The sequence below is a fragment of the Pseudomonas sp. AK-TSAG1-1 genome (genome assembly GCF_056821665.1).
The window spans coordinates 294,824-312,614 of sequence record NZ_CM165965.1; the positions used below are offsets into that span (position 1 = coordinate 294,824).

Annotated in this window: 15 protein-coding genes; 3 read left to right on the forward strand and 12 right to left on the reverse strand. The window is 61.0% G+C overall.

Going from position 1 to position 17,791, the window contains the following annotated elements; genetic code table 11:
- The first annotated feature begins 63 nt into the window (after window positions 1-63).
- Genes AC1UK9_RS01280 through AC1UK9_RS01290 form a run of 3 tightly spaced genes read left to right on the forward strand, consistent with a single transcriptional unit; the run spans window position 64 to window position 5,278 of the window.
- A complete protein-coding gene (locus AC1UK9_RS01280; RefSeq protein ID WP_025111011.1) occupies window positions 64-1,167 on the forward strand; it encodes an efflux RND transporter periplasmic adaptor subunit in 1,104 nt (367 codons plus the stop codon).
- On the forward strand, window positions 1,164-2,228 hold the full coding sequence (locus AC1UK9_RS01285) for an efflux RND transporter periplasmic adaptor subunit (protein ID WP_025111010.1): 1,065 nt from the start codon (window positions 1,164-1,166) through the stop codon (window positions 2,226-2,228). Before AC1UK9_RS01280 ends, AC1UK9_RS01285 begins: the two co-directional genes overlap by 4 nt.
- On the forward strand, window positions 2,225-5,278 hold the full coding sequence (locus AC1UK9_RS01290) for an efflux RND transporter permease subunit (RefSeq protein ID WP_473014142.1): 3,054 nt from the start codon (window positions 2,225-2,227) through the stop codon (window positions 5,276-5,278). The genes AC1UK9_RS01285 and AC1UK9_RS01290 overlap by 4 nt, the downstream gene beginning before the upstream one ends.
- A gap of 78 nt (window positions 5,279-5,356) precedes the next feature.
- Here the strand turns inward: AC1UK9_RS01290 and AC1UK9_RS01295 are convergent, their stop codons facing one another.
- The 12 genes from AC1UK9_RS01295 to AC1UK9_RS01350 form a co-directional block, all read right to left on the reverse strand.
- Entirely contained in the window at window positions 5,357-5,986 is a 630-nt protein-coding gene (locus AC1UK9_RS01295; protein ID WP_473014143.1) for a class I SAM-dependent methyltransferase, read from the reverse strand.
- Between the two features lie 172 nt (window positions 5,987-6,158).
- Window positions 6,159-6,803: a methionine ABC transporter permease gene (locus AC1UK9_RS01300; protein ID WP_025111007.1), complete on the reverse strand. Its 645-nt coding sequence runs from the start codon at window positions 6,801-6,803 to the stop codon at window positions 6,159-6,161.
- On the reverse strand, window positions 6,793-7,914 hold the full coding sequence (locus AC1UK9_RS01305) for a methionine ABC transporter ATP-binding protein (RefSeq protein WP_482579083.1): 1,122 nt from the start codon (window positions 7,912-7,914) through the stop codon (window positions 6,793-6,795). The genes AC1UK9_RS01300 and AC1UK9_RS01305 overlap by 11 nt, the downstream gene beginning before the upstream one ends.
- Before the next feature lie 2 nt (window positions 7,915-7,916).
- Window positions 7,917-8,726 carry a MetQ/NlpA family ABC transporter substrate-binding protein gene (locus AC1UK9_RS01310; protein ID WP_473014145.1) on the reverse strand — a complete coding sequence of 270 codons (810 nt, stop codon included), beginning with the start codon at window positions 8,724-8,726 and terminating at the stop codon, window positions 7,917-7,919.
- Between the two features lie 105 nt (window positions 8,727-8,831).
- Window positions 8,832-10,184 (reverse strand): LLM class flavin-dependent oxidoreductase, encoded by a 1,353-nt coding sequence (locus AC1UK9_RS01315; RefSeq protein ID WP_473014146.1) that lies wholly within the window; start codon window positions 10,182-10,184, stop codon window positions 8,832-8,834.
- Complete coding sequence (locus tag AC1UK9_RS01320; RefSeq protein WP_482579085.1) at window positions 10,184-11,377, reverse strand: SfnB family sulfur acquisition oxidoreductase; 1,194 nt, start codon at window positions 11,375-11,377, stop codon at window positions 10,184-10,186. The genes AC1UK9_RS01315 and AC1UK9_RS01320 overlap by 1 nt, the downstream gene beginning before the upstream one ends.
- A gap of 36 nt (window positions 11,378-11,413) precedes the next feature.
- The gene (locus AC1UK9_RS01325) at window positions 11,414-12,655 is read right to left on the reverse strand and encodes an SfnB family sulfur acquisition oxidoreductase (protein WP_025111002.1); all 1,242 of its coding nucleotides are present in this window, start codon (window positions 12,653-12,655) and stop codon (window positions 11,414-11,416) included.
- A gap of 233 nt (window positions 12,656-12,888) precedes the next feature.
- Window positions 12,889-13,653, reverse strand: coding sequence for a hypothetical protein (locus AC1UK9_RS01330; protein ID WP_473014149.1), 765 nt, complete (start codon window positions 13,651-13,653; stop codon window positions 12,889-12,891).
- A gap of 463 nt (window positions 13,654-14,116) precedes the next feature.
- A complete protein-coding gene (tcyN, locus tag AC1UK9_RS01335) occupies window positions 14,117-14,866 on the reverse strand; it encodes an L-cystine ABC transporter ATP-binding protein TcyN (protein ID WP_025111000.1) in 750 nt (249 codons plus the stop codon).
- Window positions 14,867-14,870: 4 nt separating this feature from the next.
- Window positions 14,871-15,536: a cystine ABC transporter permease gene (gene tcyL, locus AC1UK9_RS01340; protein ID WP_025110999.1), complete on the reverse strand. Its 666-nt coding sequence runs from the start codon at window positions 15,534-15,536 to the stop codon at window positions 14,871-14,873.
- Window positions 15,536-16,336 (reverse strand): cystine ABC transporter substrate-binding protein, encoded by an 801-nt coding sequence (gene tcyJ / locus AC1UK9_RS01345; protein WP_025110998.1) that lies wholly within the window; start codon window positions 16,334-16,336, stop codon window positions 15,536-15,538. Before tcyJ ends, tcyL begins: the two co-directional genes overlap by 1 nt.
- 291 nt (window positions 16,337-16,627) lie before the next feature.
- Window positions 16,628-17,620 (reverse strand): D-cysteine desulfhydrase, encoded by a 993-nt coding sequence (locus tag AC1UK9_RS01350; protein ID WP_482579088.1) that lies wholly within the window; start codon window positions 17,618-17,620, stop codon window positions 16,628-16,630.
- Between the last annotated feature and the right edge of the window lie 171 nt (window positions 17,621-17,791).

The following is a 17,791-nucleotide window of genomic DNA, read 5'->3' on the forward strand; positions in this document are numbered from 1 at the left end:
AACCCTGTTCTAAGCTCACAGTCGTATCGTCACTTGCACGTTCGTACACAGGAAGGAGTCTGCATGGCGAGTCCCGGATTGAAAACAGTTGTCGTGCTGAGCCTGCTCACGTTGCTGACCGCTTGCGGCAAGAAAGAAGCGCCGGCGGAGTATCTGCCACGGGTTTTTGTGCAAGAGGTCAAGCCAGCCGACTACGCCGCTGCGGTGACCCTCACCGGTGATGTGCAGGCGCGGGTGCAGACCGAACTGTCGTTCCGGGTCGGTGGCAAGATCATCCAGCGCATGGTCGATGTCGGCGACCGGGTCAGCGCCAAACAGGTGCTGGCCAAACTCGATCCCAAGGATCTGCAGACCAACGTCGATTCTGCTCAAGCCCAGGTTATCGCCGAACAGGCGCGGGTCAAACAGAGTGCGGCGGCGTTCGTGCGCCAGCAGAAATTGCTGCCCAAAAGCTACACCAGCCAGAGCGAATACGATTCCGCGCAAGCCGCATTGCGCAGCAGCCAGAGCGCCCTGAGTGCGGCGCAGGCGCAATTGGCCAACGCCAAGGACCAGTTGAGCTACACCGCGCTGATCGCTGATGCTCCCGGGGTGATCACCCAGCGGCAGGCCGAAGTCGGTCAAGTGGTGCAGGCCACCGCGCCGATTTTCTCGCTGGCCCGCGATGGCGACCGTGACGCCGTGTTCAACGTTTACGAATCGCTGCTGGCCGAGCGTCCTTCGGATCGCTCGATTGTCGTCAGCCTGCTCGATAATCCCGCCATCAAGACCACCGGCACGGTGCGTGAAATCACCCCGGCGGTGTCGGCGCAGTCCGGCACGGTGCAAGTCAAAGTCAGCCTCGACAGCCTGCCGCAGGGCATGCAGCTGGGCTCAGTGGTCAGCGCGACCGCCAAGGGCAGCGGCAAGTCGGCGGTGGAATTGCCGTGGTCGGCACTGACCAAAAACATCAGCGATCCGGCCGTGTGGATGGTCGACGACAAGGGTGAAGCGCAGCTGCACAACGTCACCGTCAGTCGCTATCTGATCGGCAAGGTCATCATCAGCGACGGCCTCAAGGGCGGGGAAAAAGTCATTGTCGCCGGTGGGCAGTTGCTGCACCCGGGCATGAAAGTCGAGATTGCCGAAAACACCTATAAAGATCTGCAGTCGGGAGCACAGCCATGAAGCGTCTGGGGCTGTTATCCATCGGTGTGCTGCTGGCCGCCTGCTCGAAAAGCGAGCCACCACCGGAGCCGGTACGGCCGGTGCTGTCGATCAAGGTACAAGCGCTGAACGAGGAAACCCTCGGGCGTTTCGCCGGCAGCATTCAGGCGCGTTACGAGAGCAACACCGGGTTCCGCGTCGGCGGGCGCATCGCCAGCCGTAACGTCGATGTCGGCGCCGAGGTGCAAAAGGGCACGCTGCTTGCCACCCTCGACCCGTCCGATCAACAGAACCAGTTGCGTTCGGCCCAGGGCGATCTGGCCAAGGTCCAGGCGCAACTGATCAACGCCCAGGCCAACGCCCGGCGGCAGCAGGCGCTGTTCGATCGCGGGGTTGGCGCGCAGGCGAACCTGGACATCGCCAACACCGACCTGAAAACCACTCAGGCCTCGCTCGATCAGGCGCGGGCAGCGGTCAATCAAAGCAAGGATCAACTCGGTTACACCGAACTGCGCTCCGACCACAAAGCAGTCGTGACCGCGTGGAACGCCGAAGCCGGGCAAGTGGTGACGGCCGGTCAACAGGTGGTGACTCTGGCGCAACCGGACATCAAGGAAGCGGTGATCGATCTGCCGGACACGCTGGTCGATCAGATCCCTTCCGACGTGGTGTTTCTGGTGGCCGGGCAACTCGATCCGAGCATCAATACCACGGCGACCATTCGCGAAATCGAACCACAGGCCCAAAGCGCCACGCGCACCCGCCGCGCGCGGTTGACGCTGGCCAATACCCCCGATGGCTTTCGACTCGGCACGGCAATCAGTGTGACCCTCAGCTCGGCGATCAAGCCGCGGATCGAATTGCCTGCTACCGCCCTGCAGGAAGCCGACGGCAAGACCCGCATCTGGGTGATCGATACACAGAGCAAGACCGTAGCCCCGCGTGATGTCAGCGTTATCAGCCGCACTGACGGCACCGTGGTGCTGGCCGGCGGGGTCAAGTCCGGCGAGCGGGTGGTCAGTGCAGGCGTCAACAGTCTCAAACCCGGACAAGCCGTGAAACTCGACGAGGACAGTCAATGAAAGGCTCTTTCAACCTATCCGAATGGGCCCTCAAGCATCAGTCGTTCGTCTGGTATCTGATGTTCGTCGCGTTGTTGATGGGGGTGTTTTCGTACTTCAATCTGGGGCGCGAAGAAGACCCCTCGTTCACCATCAAGACCATGGTAATCCAGACCAAATGGCCGGGCGCGACCCAGGAGGAAACCCTCAAACAGGTCACCGACCGCATCGAGAAAAAACTTGAGGAACTCGATTCCCTCGATTACGTGAAAAGTTACACGCGTCCCGGCGAATCGACGGTGTACGTGTACCTGCGCGACACCACCAGTGCCAAGGACATCCCGGAAATCTGGTACCAGGTGCGCAAGAAGATCGACGACATTCGCGGCCAGTTTCCCCAGGGCATTCAAGGCCCCGGGTTCAACGACGAGTTCGGCGATGTGTACGGTTCGGTCTACGCGTTTACCGCCGACGGCCTGACCATGCGCCAGTTGCGCGACTACGTGGAGCAGGCACGCGCCGAGATCCGCAACGTACCGGGGTTGGGCAAGATCGAGATGATCGGCCAGCAGGACGAAGTGATCTACCTGAACTTCTCCACCCGCAAACTCGCCGCCCTGGGCATCGACCAGCGCCAAGTGGTGCAGAGCCTGCAATCGCAGAACGCCGTGACTCCGGCGGGGGTCATCGAGGCCGGTCCGGAGCGCATTTCGGTGCGCACCTCGGGGCAGTTCGCTTCGGAAAAAGACCTGGCCGAGGTCAATCTCAAGCTCAATGACCGTTTTTACCGGTTAGCGGACATCGCTGACATCAGTCGCGGTTACGTCGACCCCGCCACGCCGGAATTTCGTTTCGACGGCAAGCCGGCAATCGGTCTGGCGATTGCCATGCAGAAGGGCGGCAACGTTCAGGAGTTCGGCAAGGCGTTGCACGCGCGTATCGACCAGGTTACCGCTGACCTGCCGGTGGGCGTCGGCGTGCACACCGTGTCCGATCAGGCGGTGGTGGTGGAAGAGGCGGTCGGCGGTTTCACCAGTGCGCTGTTCGAAGCGGTGGTGATCGTGCTGGTGGTCAGCTTTATCAGCCTCGGCGTGCGTGCCGGGTTGGTAGTGGCATGCTCGATTCCGCTGGTGCTGGCGATGGTGTTCTTGTTCATGGAATACAGTGGCATCACCATGCAGCGGATTTCCCTCGGCGCGCTGATCATCGCCCTCGGCCTGCTGGTGGACGACGCGATGATCACCGTGGAGATGATGGTCACGCGCCTGGAAATGGGCGAGAGCAAGGAGCAGGCGGCCACGTTCGCCTACACCTCCACGGCGTTCCCGATGCTCACCGGTACGCTGGTGACCGTGGCCGGTTTCGTGCCCATCGGCCTCAACGCCAGCTCCGCCGGCGAGTACACCTTCACCCTTTTTGCGGTGATCGCAGTGGCGATGCTGGTGTCGTGGGTGGTGGCGGTGTTCTTTGCCCCGGTCATCGGCGTGCACATTCTCAGCACCAACGTGAAACCCCATGAAGCCGAGCCGGGCCGTGTCGGTCGGGCTTTCAACGGCGGTTTGCTGTGGTGCATGCGCAATCGCTGGTGGGCCATCGGCATCACCGTGCTGCTGTTTGTGCTGGCGGTGTTCTGCATGCGTTTTGTGCAGAACCAGTTCTTCCCGTCGTCGGATCGCCCAGAAATCCTCGTCGACCTGAACCTGCCGCAAAACGCCTCCATCGACGAAACCCGCAAGGCTGTCGACAAGCTCGAAGCCACGCTCAAGGGTGACCCGGACATCGTGCGCTGGAGCACTTACATCGGTCAGGGCGCGATCCGTTTCTACTTGCCTCTCGACCAGCAACTGCAGAACCCGTACTACGCGCAACTGGTGATCGTCAGCAAGAACTTCGAGGCCCGCGAGGCCCTGAGCCAGCGCCTGCGTGAGCGCTTGCACAAGGACTTCGTCGGCATCGGCAGTTACGTGCAAGCACTGGAAATGGGCCCGCCGGTAGGCCGTCCGATCCAGTACCGGGTCAGCGGCAAGGACATCGATCAGGTGCGCAAACACGCCATCGACCTGGCGACCGAACTGGACAAGAACGAGCACATCGGCGAGATCATTTACGACTGGAACGAGCCGGGCAAAGTCCTGCGCATCGACATCGCGCAGGACAAGGCGCGCCAGCTCGGGCTGTCGTCCGAAGACGTGGCGAAACTGATGAACAGCATCGTCAGTGGTTCGCCGCTGACCCAGGTCAACGATGACATCTACCTGATCAACGTGGTCGGCCGCGCGGTGAGCTCCGAACGCGGTACGCCGGAAACCCTGCAGAACCTGCAGATCGTCACGCCCAACGGCACGTCGATCCCGCTGCTGGCGTTCGCCACCGTGCGTTATGAGCTGGAGCAGCCGCTGGTGTGGCGTCGCGACCGCTTGCCGACCATCACCATCAAGGCCTCGGTGCGTGACGAGATTCAGCCGACCGACCTGGTGAAAATCCTCAAGCCGTCGATTGACGCTTTCGCCGCCAAGCTACCAGTGGGCTACAAGGTCGCCACTGGCGGTACGGTCGAGGAAAGCGGCAAGGCCCAGGGGCCGATTGCCAAGGTGCTGCCATTGATGCTGTTTTTGATGGCGACCTTCCTGATGATCCAGTTGCACAGCGTGCAGAAAATGTTCCTGGTGGCGAGTGTCGCGCCGCTGGGGCTGATCGGCGTGGTGCTGGCGCTGGTGCCGACAGGCACGCCGATGGGGTTCGTGGCGATCCTCGGGATTCTGGCGCTGATCGGCATCATCATCCGTAACTCGGTGATTCTCGTGACGCAGATCGATGAGTTCGAGCGCAACGGCTCCGCGCCGTGGGATGCGGTGGTGGAGGCGACCGAGCACCGGCGCCGGCCGATCCTGCTGACGGCGGCGGCGGCGAGCATGGGCATGATCCCGATTGCCCGGGAAGTGTTCTGGGGGCCGATGGCGTACGCGATGATTGGCGGGATCGTAGTGGCGACGCTGCTGACACTGCTGTTTTTGCCGGCGCTGTATGTGGCCTGGTACAAGATTCGCGAGCCGCAGAAAGAGACCCGCTAAAAGCGAGCAGGCTCACTCCTGCAGGGAGAGTCACTCCAACTGTGGGAGCGGGCTTGCTCGCGAAGGCGTCAGAACGGTCTACGCAACTTTACGCCAAACGCTGGCCAACCAAGGTTGTTGCTCCCGCGGCAACCCGGCCGGCCGGTAGTAATGCTCAAGCTCGACAAACCCCGCCGCCGTCAGCAACCCGCGCCACGCCTCCAGGTCGTGATACGAGCCATACCGTGGCCCGTTCCAGCCCTCACGGTTATCCCCACGCGGATTGGAACTGAACAACACCCCGCCCGGTTTCAGCGTGCCGTGCAGTTGCTTGAGCACTCGCGGCAACTCCTGCAGCGGCACATGAAACAGCACCGCATTGGCGAAGATGCCGTCGAAGCGCTCGGCCGGCAGATCGAGTTTCAGAAAGTCCTGGCACCACACTTCGCAGCCGCTGTCTGCCCGCGCCATCTGCGCAAATTTTTCTGCGCCATCGAGGCCGATCGCGACGTGGCCCATGCGGGTGAACGTTTGCAGATCGCGGCCGGGGCCGCAGCCGAAATCGAGAACCGTGAACGGCGCCGTGCCGTGGATGTGCCGCAGCAGCGCGTCGATGTTCTGGCTGACATCGTGATCGCGGGTGCCTTCGCGAAAGTCTTCGGCCACCGAGTTGTAATGGCCGAGGGTGGTGGCGGTGATCTGTTGCAGATCGGTGGGGGTTTGCTTCATGGTCGAGGGCTGCGCGGGCAATGAGGATTTGCCGAATATACGCCATCAGGTCCGGGGCTGCTGCGCAGCCATTCGCGAGCAGGCTCGCTCCCACAGGGGAACGCATTCCAAATGTGGGAGCGAGCCTGCTCGCGAAAGCGGTTTCAAAAGCGTCGAATGAGCCCTGCTGAAATCAGCGCTTGTTCAAGCCACGCGCCAAGCGATCGCCACCCAATTGAATCACCGCCACCAACGCCACCAGCAACACAATCACCGTCAGCATGATCTGGCTGTCAAACCGCTGATAGCCATAGCGGTAAGCAATGTCGCCCAAGCCACCGGCACCAATCGCCCCGGCCATGGCTGACGAGTTGATCATCGTCACCAGCGTAATCGTGAACCCGCCGACAATCCCCGGCAGCGCTTCAGGCAGCAGCACATGCCAGACGATGTGCCAGCGTCGGCAACCCATGGCTTGCGCGGCCTCGATCAGACCGTGGTCTACCTCGCGCAGACTGACCTCGGCAATCCGCGCAAAAAATGGCGTCGCGGCGATCGTCAGCGGTACCACTGCCGCCCAGACACCGTACGTGGTGCCGACAATCAGTCGGGTGAACGGAATCAGCGCGACCATCAGAATCAGGAACGGGATCGAACGAAACAGGTTCACGAACGCGCCCAGCGCTTTGTTGAGCACTGGCGCTTGATAGATCCCGCCCTTGTCGCTGGTGACCAGAATCACCGCCATCGGAATCCCCACCAGCAAGGCGATCAGCGACGACACGCCGACCATCAGAAAGGTGTCGATGAAACCCTGCAGCAAACGATCAAACCACATAACCCAACACCTCCACCCGTTGCGCCCATTGCCCGGCGCGCTCGCGCAATTGTTCGGCACTCGCCGCCGAGCCGCTTACGGCCAGCAGCAGTTGCCCGAGCGCATGACCTTGTATCCGTTCCACACCGCCCTGCAGCAACTTCACCCGGCCGCCGAGCGCTGCAAAAAGTGCCGCCAGATCCGGCTCGTCACTGGCACTGCCGGTGAACTGCAAGCGCAGTACCACCGCCGCCTCGGAGGAGGGCGGTAAGGCATGCAAACGGCTTTGCAGCTCTTCGGGCAAGGCGTGTTGCAGCGGCGCGAGCAAGGTCTGGCTGACTTCGTGCTGCGGGTTGCCGAACACTTCCCAGACCGGGCCTTGCTCGACGATCCGCCCGTGTTCCAGCACCACCACGCGGTCGCAGATTTCGCGGATCACCGCCATTTCGTGGGTGATCAGCACGATGGTCAGGTTCAGACGCTGGTTGATTTCGCGCAGCAGGCCGAGGATCGACTGGGTGGTCTCCGGATCCAGCGCCGACGTGGCTTCGTCACACAGCAGAATATCCGGGTCATGCACCAGCGCGCGGGCGATGCCGACACGCTGTTTCTGCCCACCGGACAGTTGCGCCGGATAAGCCTTGTGCTTGGCTTGCAGGCCGACCAGTTCCAGCAGTTCGCGGACTTTTTTGTCGCGCTGCACTTTCGGCACGCCAGCGACTTTCAACGGCAGTTCGACGTTCTGCCAAACCGTCTTGGCCGACATCAGGTTGAAGTGCTGGAAGATCATGCCGATGCGTCGGCGCAGGGCGACCAGGCGGTCTTCATCGAACTCGCCGATGTCGACCTGATCGATCAGCACCCGCCCCGCAGTCGGTTGCTCCAGACGATTGATCGTGCGGATCAGCGACGACTTGCCGGCGCCGCTGCGGCCGATGATGCCGAACACCTCGCCGTGCCGGATGGCCAGGTCGATGCCTTGCAGCGCCGCGACCGGGCCTTGCCGGCCGTCGTAGGTTTTACCCAGGCCGATGAAGCGTACGTGGGCGCGATTCAACTCGGGGTGCAGTTCGGTTCTTTCAGCATTCTTGGGCTCTGGAGTCTCCAGTCGCCGTTGGATCGCGGCCGTCATCCTCAGCTTTCCCAACCGGCCTGGTACAGCTTGCCGTGGGCCTTGTCCAGCGCCGCGCGAACGGCCGGCGAATGCTGATAGATGTCGACGAACTTGATCAGACGCGGATCGTCCTTGCTCTTCGGCTGGATCACGAACTGGATCACGTATTCCTTGTGGTCGAGACCGTCGAACAGCAGTGCGGAGCCGGCATCGAAGGTCTTCGCCAGACGGATGTAGGCCGGGTAGCCCTGGACCAGATCGGCGTCGTCATAGGCGCGCACCAGTTGCACGGCTTCGACCTGGAGGATTTTGATCTTCTTCGGGTTGGCGATGATGTCGTCTTCGGTAGCCTTGTAGCCGACGCCCGGTTTCAGCGTGATCAGCCCGGCCTTGGCCAGCAGTTGCAGGCCGCGCCCGCTGTTGATCGGGTCGTTGGCGATGGCGACGCTGGCACCCTCGGGCAGCTCGTCGAAGCTTTTGTATTTTTTCGAGTAGAGACCGACGTTGTTGATGATCCCCGGGGCAAATGGCACCAGGTCAAAACCGGCGGCGGCCTTGGCGTTTTCGAGGAACGGGATGTGCTGGAAGTAGTTCACGTCGATGTCGCCGGCAGCGAGGCTGACGTTCGGCGCGATCCAGTCGGTGAACTCCACCAGCTCGACTTTCAGGCCTTGTCTGGAAGCCTCTTCGACGGCGGCTTCCAGCGGAATGGCGAACGCGGCGGTGGTGCCGATTTTCAGTGGAGCGTCGGCGGCGAATACCGCCGAACTGAACAGGCCGAAGGCCAGGGCCAGTGCTTTGACTGGGTGGGTCAGGAATTTCTGGGTCATGGTGTGGTTTCCAGTCAGTGCAAAAAATTGTGGTGTCTGGTCGGGCCTCTTCGCGAGCAGGGGATGCGCATTCCAAATGTGGGAGCGAGCCTGCTCGCGAAGCTTTTAACGCCGGTACGAAGAACCGGTGTGTTGCTGCGGAAGCTGCGCCTCGGCGTGAAACAGCTTTTCGCGCAAGCTGCCGCTGTCATACGCCGTCTTGTACGATCCACGCCGCTGCAATTCCGGAATCACCCGTTCAATGAAATCGACATAGCTTTCCGGGGTAACGATGCGGGTCAGGTTGAAGCCATCGAGGCCGGTTTCGGCGATCCACGACTCCAGTTCGTCAGCCACTTGCTCGGCTGAGCCGACCACGGTGATGTAGCGGCCGCCGAGGGCGTGCTGGTCGAGCAATTTGCGCCGGGTCCAGTCGTTGTTCTGCAGGTTTTTGGTGGCGGACTGGATGGCGTTGCTCTTGACGTACTGGATCGGTTCGTCGATTTCGTACTGGGAAAAGTCGATGCCGGTGGACGCGGAAAAGTGCGCGACGCCAGCCTCGGCACTGGCGTAGCTCAGGTACTCGGCGTGCTTGGCCCATGCGGCTTCTTCAGTGGCGCCGACAATCACGTTGAGGCCCATGAACACCTTGATATCCTCGGGGTTGCGCCCGGCCTCGACGGCGCTGGCGCGCACCTTGTCGACCTGAGCCCTGGTCGACGGTTTGTTCTGGCCGCTGATGAATACGCATTCGGCGTGACGCCCGGCGAACAGCAGGCCGCGATCGGAGCTGCCGGCCTGGAACAGCACCGGCGTACGCTGCGGTGACGGCTCGCAGAGGTGATAACCCTCGACTTGATAGAACTCGCCCTTGTGCTCGACCTTGTGCACTTTCTCCGGTTGCGCATAGATCCGCTGCTCACGGTCATTGAGCACTGCGCCGTTTTCCCAACTGCCCTCCCAGAGTTTGTAGAGCACCTCCAGGTACTCGTCGGCCTGATCGTAGCGACGGTCATGCTCGACCTGCTCACTCAGGCCCATGGCCTTGGCGGCGCTGTCGAGGTAACCGGTGACGATGTTCCAGCCCACGCGGCCACGGCTCAAATGATCGAGCGTCGACATGCGCCGGGCGAACAGATACGGCGGTTCGTAGGTGAGGTTGGCGGTCAAGCCGAAACCGAGGTTCCTGGTTACGGCAGCCATGGCCGAGACCAGCAGCAGCGGATCGTTGACTGGTAACTGGATCGACTCTTTCAGCGTGACATCCACCGAGTTCTGATAGACGTCGTACACGCCGACGATGTCGGCAATGAACAGCCCGTCGAACAGTCCGCGTTCCAGCAACTGCGCCAGTTCGGTCCAGTATTCAAGGGTGTTGTAACGAGTGGAGGTGTCGCGCGGATGCGTCCACAAGCCATGGTTGATGTGCCCGATGCAGTTCATGTTGAACGCGTTGAGCAGAATTTTTTTCTTCGCCATCAGATGGTCCCCCGCAGCGGCGGGTTTTCATCGTTGAGGTAGTAATTGCCCACCGCGTGATACTTCCAGCGCACCGGGTCGTGTAGGGTGTGCACGCGGGCGTTGCGCCAGTGGCGGTCGAGGCCGTGCTCGATCAACGTGGCCTGGCTGCCGGCCAGCTCGAACAGCGTGCTGCCGGCGGCCAGGGATATCTCGGTGCTGATCGCCCGCGCTTCGGCGACGGCGATCGAGGCGGCGGCGACGGTTTCGGCATTCAGTTCGGCTTGTGCGGTGTCGAGGAATTCGCCGGCGCGTTCGAGCAGGGCTTCGGTGGCGTGCAGGCGGATGCTCAAGTGGCCGAAGCTCTTCAAGGTCAGCGGATCTTCGGTGGCCTTGTCGTTGCCGGAGTCGATCCACGGGCGGGTCTTGCTGCGCACGAAGTGCAAGGCATCTTCATACGCGGCGCGGGCGATGCCGGTATCGATGGCGGCGTGAAGGATCTGCGCCAGCGGACCGACCGTGGTCGGACGCTCGAAGGCACTCTGGAACGGGATCACGTCTGCGGCGGCGACATACACGTCTTCGAACACCACCGAACCGCTGCCGGTGGTGCGCTGGCCGAAGCCGCTCCAGTCGTCGATCACGGTCAGGCCTCGGCTGTCACGCGGGACGAACGCCAGTTGTTGCACGCCGCTTTCATCGATCACCGAGGTCGGGATGCGTTGCGCGTAGATCGCTCCGGTTGCATAAAACTTGCGACCGTTGATGCGGTAGCCATCGCCGTCACGCTTGAGGCTGGTGACACGGTCGTGGGCGGTTTTGGTGCCCAGTTCCGCCAGGGCGTTGCCGAAGCGCTGGCCGGCCAGCACCTCGGCGTACAGGCGTTGTTTCTGCTCGTGGCTGCCGTTCACTCGCAGCACTTCGAGGGCGTAAAAATGGTTCTGCGGAATCTGCCCCAGCGAGCCGTCGGCCTGAGCGATCAGGGCGATGACTTTGGCCAGGGTCACGTTGGACACACCGGCGCCGCCGTACTCCTTGGGCACGCTGATGCCCCACAGGCCGGAGCGGGAAAACACGTCGAGCTCGGGCAGCGGCAGGCGCCGTTCACGGTCGCGTACAGCGCTGTCGCGTTTGAAATCTTCGGCCAGGTCGCTGGCGACGATCAGGGCTTGCTCGTCGCTGGTGATGACCGCGACGGAATGGGAAAAGGTCATAGGTTTTCTCCAGGCTCTTGAGAAAGTGTGCGGTCGTCAGATCCAGGAGTGACGGGCCGGCAACGTGCCGTTGAGGCGATAGGCGCCGACCGCGTGATATTTCCAGCGCACCGGGTCGTGCAAGGTGTGCACCCGGGCGTTGCGCCAGTGACGGTCGAGGTTGAATTCGGCGAGGGTCGCGCGGCTGCCGGCCAGTTCGAAAAGTTTTTCGCTGGCCTGCAGCGAAATCTCGGTGGTCAGCACTTTGGCTTCGGCTACGGCAATCGAGGCGCGGGCGGCGGAGTCGGCGGTCAGCGGCGCGGCGTGTACCTGATCGAGTACTTGCCCGGCCTTGCGCAGCAGTGCTTCGGCAGCGTGCAGCTCGATTTTCAGTTTGCCGATGTCGGCGATCACGTAGAGGTCATCGCTGGCGCGTTCGACCTTGGCGTCGACCCATGGCCGCGCGCGGGTTTTGACGAACTCGATGGCATCGTCGATAGCGCCACGGGCGATGCCGGCGTCGATGGCGGCCTGAATCAGCTGCGACACCGCACCTTGGGTATTCGGGGTTTCGTTGATCTTCCAGTTGTCGACCACCAGGCTCGACTCGACCCGCACGTTGTTCAGCAAAATGGTGCCGCTGGCGGTGGTGCGCTGGCCGAAGCCCGACCAGTCATCAACGATGCGCAATCCCGGCGTGCCACGGCGCACGAAGGCCAGCACTTGCTTGCCGTCGTCGTTGAGCGCCTTGACGGCGACCCAGTGCGCGAACAGCGCGCCGGTGGAGTAGAACTTCTGGCCGTTGATCACGTAATCATCACCATCCGCGGTGATGCGCGCTTTCAATTCCAGGGTGTTTTTGGTGCCGCGCTCAGGGCCCGCGTTGCCGATGCGCCAGCCTTGCAGAACGCTCTGGAACAGCTGCTGTTTCTGCGCTTGCGTGGCACTGCCAAGCACCAGGTTGATAATGCCGAACTGATTCTGCGGGATCTGTCCCAGCGCTGGGTCAGCGGCGGAAATGATCGCAAACACCTCGGCCAGGGTGACGAACGAAACCTGTGGGCCACCGTACTCACGCGGGATGGCAATGCTGCCCAGGCCGCTACGAGTGAACTGTTCGATTTCCGACCATGGCAGCTTGCGCTGACGGTCGCGCCTGGCGGCCTGCACGCGGGCGACTTGCGCCAGCTCATGGGCGGCCCTGATGGCTTGGGCGTCGTTGCGCAACACCTGCGCGGGCAACAACAGTGGGGCGATGTCCAGATCCGACTGGACGTTTGCGTCTGCCAGACTGGACATCAATGCCGCTCCTTGGCTGCACGCAATGCCCTGGCGATCTGCACTGGGGTGATTGTGTTCCGGACCATACTACCTACCTCACATCTCATGAAAAACGCCGCAAAAGTGCGGCGAACGAAAGAATGTCCGGTGGTCCGGTTCATATACCCTAAGCGCGTATAAATATTAAATAAACTAACTTTTAGGAATATGCATAGAAGGGTGTGTGGCCCGTTTGGTTAACAGTCCCATGGTCAGCTTCCGGTTGATTCGGCCACCTTCAACTCCGGCCGCAGCGGCACCTTCAGATACGGGTTCACACAGCCAATCTTCAACGTCCGTGGCGGTGCCCAGCGGGAGTTGTTACCCACCCAGTCGATGACGCAATAGGTCACGTCCAGGCGCAGATCTTCTCCGCCCTCGACGATGATCGCTGGGGGTACCCAGACATTGATCGGCTGGCCGACATCTGCAGCGGTGATCCTCGGCAGGTCCATGCGCACATCACCCCAGCGCAAGGTGATTTCGTCGTCCTCGGCCATGTTCAGGTAGGGCTCGATGGTCAGCGGAACGCCGCGCTTGATCTGATTCGGGTTCACCCCCTGACGGCGGATGGTGTCGGGCAGCGTGACCGGTGCCAGTTGCTGATTCTCGTCAGCGCATAATGTCGAGGGCTGGCCGCCCGGGCAGTCGAGCTTGACCTGAACTCGGGTTGCCGCGGACAGCGCTGGGCCCTGTCCGACCTGCATGACCCGGTAATGAAGGCGTGCGGTGCCACTGCTGATGAAGCTCTCCGGAATCCGCAGACTGACCGAGGCACCGAGGTCTGCGCTGGTCAAAACCCGGGAGGCGACGTAGCAGTTGTTCCAGAACAGTTCGATCAGATCACCGGCGTCCATGCCGGGGTAGGGCAGGACGTCGATCAGCAAATGCGCGGCAGCGGCCAGGTTGATGGCGTTTTTTTGCGCGGATGCCAGGGTCGGCGCTGCCAGTTCGGGGGTAGGCGAAGTGCGGGTCATCGGGTTCTCTCCTTGAAGTCTTGCGGCGAATTCCGTTTCTTGAAAAAACAAAAGGTGTGATGAATCGGTAATACAACCGTGAACTTTTGTTCAGGCTGAGTATGGAATGATTCAACTAAGTGGTGCCGGTTGGCGACTAGATAAGAGTGTGCGGTAAAGCGTGTCAATGGCCGGGCTTAGTTAATCCGTGAATTACGAATTAATCAGACGCTTCCTACGCTTGAGAGGCAAGCTGCCTAACTGAATTGACGAATGGAACTACGGTTTTTCCGGATATTCAGTGTTTTTCGACAAGCCTGTTTAAACCGTTGTGCAGGCGATCAGGTACGCCCTGGATGGCGCGCATCTGTTGCAGAACATATATAAGTGTGTTTGAACGACTTGTTGTGAGGGGGCGTGTCGCGGCAGGGGAGATACATGTAACTTCCATCCATGGAAGTTAAATGGTCGTGCGTAAAGTTTATCAGGCGTGATTCAGAAACTTGCTGAGAAACTGTCTGGTGCGTTCTTCTTTAGGGTTGGCAAACAGCGCCTTGGCTTCGCCTTGTTCAACGATCACGCCTTTGTCGAAAAACACCACACGGTTGGCCACGTCGCGGGCAAAACCCATCTCGTGGGTAACGATGACCATGGTGCGTTTTTCTTCGGCGAGGCCGCGAATGGTTGCCAGTACTTCGCCGACCAGCTCCGGGTCGAGGGCCGAAGTCGGCTCGTCGAACAGGATCACTTCCGGTTCCATCGCCAGCGCCCGGGCAATCGCCACGCGCTGTTGCTGACCACCGGACAGACGACGCGGATAAGCGTCCTCCTTGCCTGCCAGACCGACCTTTGCCATGAGCTTCTTGCCCAAGGCAATGGCTTGCTCGCGCGGCATCTTCTTGACCACGATCGGGCCTTCGATGACGTTTTCCAGCGCGGTGCGATGAGGGAACAGATTGAAGTTCTGGAACACGAAGCCGACGTGCTGGCGCAGATTGCGCACCAGCGCTTGCTGTTGGTTCAGCGGGCGACTGGTATCGATTTCGATATCGCCGACCTTGATCCGGCCACTGGTGGGTTGTTCAAGGAAGTTCAGGCAGCGCAGAAACGTGGTTTTACCCGAACCGCTGGGGCCGATGATGGCCACGACCTCGCCTTCTTTCACCTCAAGATCAATGCCCTTGAGCACCTCTTGACCCTTGAACTGCTTTGTCAGTTTTTCCACGACAATCATGGGGTCAGGACTCCTGGTCGTGCCGATTGACCCGCTCTTCCAACTTGTTCTGGAAGTGCGAAAGCACTGTGGCCAGAATCCAGTAGATCAGCGCGGCGGCAAGATACATGGTGAAGACTTCGAAAGTCCGGGCGGTAATCAGCTGCGCCTGACGGAACAGTTCCGGCACCTGAATGGTGGCGGCCAGTGCCGTGTCCTTGACCAGCGAAATGAAGCTGTTGCCCAGTGGCGGCAACGCCGTGCGCATCGCTTGCGGCAGGATCGCCCGGCGCAAGGTTTGCGCGCGGGTCATACCGATGCTCGCAGCCGCTTCCCACTGGCCACGCTCGATCGAACCGATCGCGGCGCGCAGGATTTCACAGGCATAAGCGGCCATGTTCAGCGAGAAGCCGATCAGGGCCGCCGGCAGCGGATCGAGTTCCAGACCCATCTGCGGCAAGCCGTAATAGATCACGAACAGCTGGACCAGTAACGGCGTGCCGCGAAAGAACGACACGTAGATGCGGGCCAGCCAGCTGACCGATTTGAACCGCGACAGGCGCATCAGCGCCAGGCCAAAGCCCAGCAGCAAGCCGAAGAACATGCCGCCGAGGCTGAGGATGACCGTGTAGTACGCGCCCTTGAGCAGAAAGGGCGCGGAGTCCAGTGCGAGTTGGAAAGCTTCTTCCATTATTTAGTGACGTCAGCGTTGAAGTATTTCTTGGACAGCTTCTCGAGGGTCCCGTCGGCACGCAGCTCGTCGAGGGCCTTGTTCAAAGCTGCCAGCAATTCAGGCTCGCCTTTGCGCAGGGCAATACCGGATTCCTGACGGGAGAAGGCTTGACCGGCTGCCACGGTTTTCGGGGCTTTCTTGGCGTATTCAAGTGCGGCCAGACGGTCGATCAGGATGGCGTCGGTACGGCCATTGTTCAGGTCGGCGAACTTGGTCGGATCATCGTCGTAGGTGCGCACGTCAGCGCCCGGAACGTTGGCGCGGACCCATTGTTCGTAGTTGGTGCCCAGACCCACACCGACTTTCTTGCCGGACAGGTCGGCAGCGGTCTTGATGTTCAACGCGGCTTCCTTGCTCTTCAGCACCAGCGCCTGAATCCCGGAGATGGTGTACGGCTCGGAGAAGTCATACTTCTTCTTGCGCTCGTCGGAGATGGTCACCTGATTGACTACAACGTCCAGACGCTTGGATTCCAGCGCGGCGAGAATACCGTCCCATTTGGTCGGTTGAATCTTGGCTTTGACGCCCAGCTTCTGCGCGAGTGCTTCGGAGAGTTCGACTTCGAAGCCGGACAGTTTGCCGTTCTCGTCAACGAAGCTGAACGGTGGGTAAGTGCCTTCCAGGCCGACGTTGATAACGCCTTTGTCCTTGATCTGCTGCAACTGCTCACCGGCAGTCGCCTGGCTGATCAGGCCGGCGCTCAGTGCAAGGCCCAGCGAACCTACCAGCAGATTGCGACGTAGTGCGGAAAAATTCATGACAAGCCCCTGTGTTTTCTTATGGAAGACGCTTAAGGAAAGTTGGCGAATTCGGGATTTGAACGACTGCGTTATCGTGCCCTAAAGCAGCTTATGCGTCTTGCGCGAAATTCGCCTGCGGCGAGACTATAAGATGTCTGCTTTAGACTTGAAAATACTTAATGATAGAAATGTTATTCCATTGTGGAATATGCGTTGTGTGCGGAAAAGATCGCAACCTGCGGCAGCGCCTGCTGTGGAATGTATACCCCTGTAGAAGAGGCCGCAGGCCGCGATCTTTTGATCTTCCCGTTACAGAAAATCCCTATAGGCAAACAACGCGGGCGCCCCGCCGGTATGCAGGAAAATGATCGGCCCTTCATCAAAGCGCTGACGGCCGATCCCGTCGAGCAACCCTGCCATGGCCTTGCCGGTGTACACCGGATCAAGCAGCACCGCGTCCTGACTCGCCAGCAGTTTCACCGCTGCCAGTGTCCCGGCATTCGGTTCGCCATAGCGCGGGCCGAAGTATTCGTCCCACAACTCGACCTTGAAGTTCACGGGTAATTTCACGCCCAACAGGTCCGCCGTGCGTTCGGCCAACCCTTGCACTTTCGGGCGCTGATCTTCTTCGCTGCGCGAGACGGTCACGCCGATTACCGGCAGTTGCGGCAGGGCTTCGCTCAGGGCAAGTGCCAGGCCGCTGTGGGTCCCGGCGCTGCCCGAGGCCAGCACCACGGCGGCGAAATCGAGGCCGGTGTCCTTGATCTGCTCGGCCAACTCCAGACCGGCACGCACGTAGCCCAACGCACCGAGGGCATTGGAGCCACCAATCGGCACCAGGTACGGCTTCTTGCCGTTGCTGCGCAGGCGCACGGCGAGGGCGGCAAGTTGTTCGTCGGCGTTATCGAGGTTGTCGACCAGTTCGACCTTGGTGTCGAACAGGTCCAGCAGCAGGCGATTGCCGTTGCCGGTGTAATTGCTGTCGTCGGTGCCCAGCGGATTTTCCAGCAGCGCCACGCAGCCGAGGCCGAGCTTGGCCGCCAGTGCGGCGGTCTGGCGGACGTGGTTCGATTGCAAGGCGCCGGCGGTGATCAGCGTGTCGGCGCCTTGAGCGAGGGCGTCGGCAGCGAGGTATTCGAGTTTGCGCAGCTTGTTGCCGCCCATCGCCAGCGGCGTCAGGTCATCGCGCTTGATGTACACCTCGCGACCGAGCCAGGCGGACAGACGTTCGAGTTTTTCCAGCGGCGTGGGTTGTCCGAGCAGGTCGAGACGGTTAAAGCGTTCCAGCTGTTGTTTGATCATGAGCCCGTACTGGCGGAGAAAGATGAAAGGACTATAGGCACGCGGTTTTCTTGGGGCAACCGTCAATCGCTTATAGCCAAATGTGCTTAGGCCAGCACTATCGGTTCTTAATTCGCCCTCGCGGGCATGCCGTAAAGTAGTCGCCGTTAACGCGGCCAGACCGTCCGGCCG